This is a genomic window from Ercella succinigenes, from assembly GCF_900002895.1.
Map to the genome: position 1 here is coordinate 1 of NZ_CDHP01000036.1, position 3,256 is coordinate 3,256.

Genomic DNA, 3,256 nt, shown 5'->3' on the forward strand with positions numbered 1-3,256 from the left:
CACAAAAGGGTAAGCTAAAGAAGCAAGTCTTGGAATTGGAACTTCATCTAAAGTGTCAGGATATCGACGAAGAGAACCAAAAAAAGGTCAAGTTACTAAGAGCGCAGGGTGAATGCCTTGGCACCGAGAGCCGATGAAGGACGCGACAAGCTGCGAAAAGCTGCGGTTAGGAGCAAATATCCTAAGACCCGCAGATGTCCGAATGGGGAAACCCAATCAGGGTAAATGCCTGATTACCTGTATGTAAATACATAGCATACAGGAGGGAGACGGGGTGAACTGAAACATCTAAGTAGCCCCAGGAGTAGAAATCAAAAGAGATTCCGTAAGTAGTGGCGAGCGAAAGCGGAAGAGGCCAAACCATATTACTTCGGTAATATGGGGTTGTGGACTGTAAAAAGGATCTCAATCAGTTAGCAGAATGAACGGATGGAAAGCCGGGACCAAAGAGCGTAATAGTCGCGTATGCGAAAACTGAGCGAGCTGGACAGTATCCAGAGTACCACGAGACACGAGAAACCTTGTGGGAAGCCGGGGGGACCACCCTCCAAGCCTAAATACTACTCGGTGACCGATAGTGAAGCAGTACTGTGAAGGAAAGGTGAAAAGAACCCCGGGAGGGGAGTGAAAAAGAACCTGAAACCCTGTGTTTACAAGCAGTCGAAGAGCGTTTATGCTCGACGGCGTACTTTTTGTAGAACGGTCCGACGAGTTATGGCAGCTGGCAAGGTTAAGTACTGAAGGTACGAAGCCGAAGGGAAACCGAGTCTTAATAGGGCGTTAAGTCAGTTGTTATAGACCCGAAACCGGGTGACCTATCCATGAGCAGGTTGAAGTGACGGTAAAACGTCATGGAGGACCGAACCGGTGATTGTTGAAAAAATCTCGGATGACTTGTGGATAGGGGAGAAATTCCAATCGAACCCGGAGATAGCTGGTTCTCCCCGAAATAGCTTTAGGGCTAGCCTCGTATTAATCTGCTGGAGGTAGAGCACTGAATGGGCTAGGGGCCTTACCCAGGTTACCGAACCTTATCAAACTCCGAATGCCAGCAAGATGATGTACGGGAGTCAGACAGTGACAGATAAGTGCCATTGTCGAAAGGGAAACAGCCCAGACCGTCAGCTAAGGTCCCAAAATCATGGTTAAGTGGAAAAGGATGTGGATTTGCTAAGACAGCTAGGATGTTGGCTTAGAAGCAGCCACTCATTCAAAGAGTGCGTAATAGCTCACTAGTCGAGTGAGTCTGCGCCGAAGATAACCGGGGCTAAACCATGTACCGAAGCTGCGGAACTCAATATTGGGTTGGTAGGGGAGCTTACTGTAAGGAGGCGAAGCACGATCGTAAGGACGTGTGGATCTATCAGTAGTGAGAATGTCGGAATAAGTAACGAGAGCGAAGTGAGAATCTTCGCCGTCGAAAATCCAAGGATTCCTGGGGAAGGGTCGTCCTCCCAGGGTTAGTCGGGACCTAAGGCGAGGCCGCAAGGCGTAGTCGATGGACAACAGGTAGAAATTCCTGTACTGCCACTTCACGTTTGAAAGAAGCAGGGACACAGGAGGATAATCTGAGCGTGCAGCTGGAAGCGCACGTCCAAGCGAGGTAGAAAGCTATGTAGTTAAGTACGCATGGTGATTCGAAGGCGTGATGGGGAGGGAAAATAAGTACCGAAGCAGATGATTCCACACTGGCGAGAAAAGCTGCTATTGAGTGAAGGGGTACCCGTACCGCAAACCGACACAGGTGGATGAGGAGAGAATCCTAAGACGAGCGGGAGAAGCGTTGTTAAGGAACTCGGCAAATTAACCCCGTAAGTTCGCAAGAAGGGGTGCCAGCGCAAGCTGGCCGCAGTGAATAGGCCCAAGCAACTGTTTAGCAAAAACACAGGTCTCCGCTAAATCGAAAGATGAAGTATGGGGGCTGACGCCTGCCCGGTGCTGGAAGGTCACGGGAATCTGTAAGCTTAACGCGAAGCAGTGAACTTAAGCCCCAGTAAACGGCGGCCGTAACTATAACGGTCCTAAGGTAGCGAAATTCCTTGTCAGGTAAGTTCTGACCCGCACGAATGGCGTAATGACTTGGGCACTGTCTCAACAACGTACCCGGTGAAATTGTAGTACTTGTGAAGATGCAAGTTACCCGCGACTAGACGGAAAGACCCCATGGAGCTTCACTGTAGATTGCTACTGGGATTCGATATTGTCTGTACAGGATAGGTGGGAGGCTGAGAACGTATGGCGTCAGTTGTACGGGAGCCGATGTTGGGATACCACTCTGACAGTATTGGGTCTCTAACTGGTGACCGTGATCCGGTCACAGGACAATGGCAGTCGGGCAGTTTGACTGGGGCGGTCGCCTCCAAAAAGGTAACGGAGGCGTCCAAAGGTTACCTCAGTACGGTTGGAAACCGTGCAGCGAGTGCAAAGGCATAAGGTAGCCTGACTGCGAGACATACAGGTCGAGCAGGGACGAAAGTCGGGCTTAGTGATCCGGCGGTAGAAAGTGGAATTGCCGTCGCTCAACGGATAAAAGTTACCCTGGGGATAACAGGCTGATCTCCCCCAAGAGTTCACATCGACGGGGAGGTTTGGCACCTCGATGTCGGCTCATCACATCCTGGGGCTGTAGCAGGTCCCAAGGGTTCGGCTGTTCGCCGATTAAAGTGGTACGCGAGCTGGGTTCAGAACGTCGTGAGACAGTTCGGTCCCTATCTATCGCGGGCGTAGGAAATTTGAGAGGAGCTGTCCCTAGTACGAGAGGACCGGGATGGACAAACCTATGGTGTACCAGTTGTCACGCCAGTGGCATAGCTGGGTAGCTAAGTTTGGAAGGGATAAACGCTGAAAGCATCTAAGTGTGAAGCCCACCTCAAGATGAGATTTCCCACAGTAATGGTAAGACCCCAGGTAGACTACCTGGTTGATAGGCCGGAAGTGTAAGTGCAGTAATGTATGTAGCGGACCGGTACTAACAGGTCGAGGACTTGACCACAAGTTTTTAGGTTCAATTTAGTTTGTTCCTGATACCAGATTTTGTTCCGATTTATATTTTTGCTCGGATTCTTTGTTTTTATCTTTTTCTTATTCTCTTTCCCTTGTGCAGTCTTGAGGGTGTATTTATTCCCTCTACCACTTCCGGTGGATATTACCAAGAGGTCACACCTGTTCCCATCCCGAACACAGAAGTTAAGCTCTTGTGTGCCGACAATACTTGGCTGGAGACGGCTCGGGAAGATAGGTCTCTGCCGGATTCATA

2 rRNA genes are annotated in these 3,256 nt (G+C 50.0%); both read left to right on the forward strand.

The annotated features are described in order from the left end of the window. The first annotated feature begins 85 nt into the window (after window positions 1–85). Window positions 86–2,992, forward strand: a 23S ribosomal RNA gene (locus AC0KSB_RS08235). A 142-nt stretch (window positions 2,993–3,134) separates the two neighbouring features. After that, window positions 3,135–3,251 (forward strand): 5S ribosomal RNA (rrf, locus tag AC0KSB_RS08240). The last annotated feature ends 5 nt before the right edge of the window (window positions 3,252–3,256 follow it).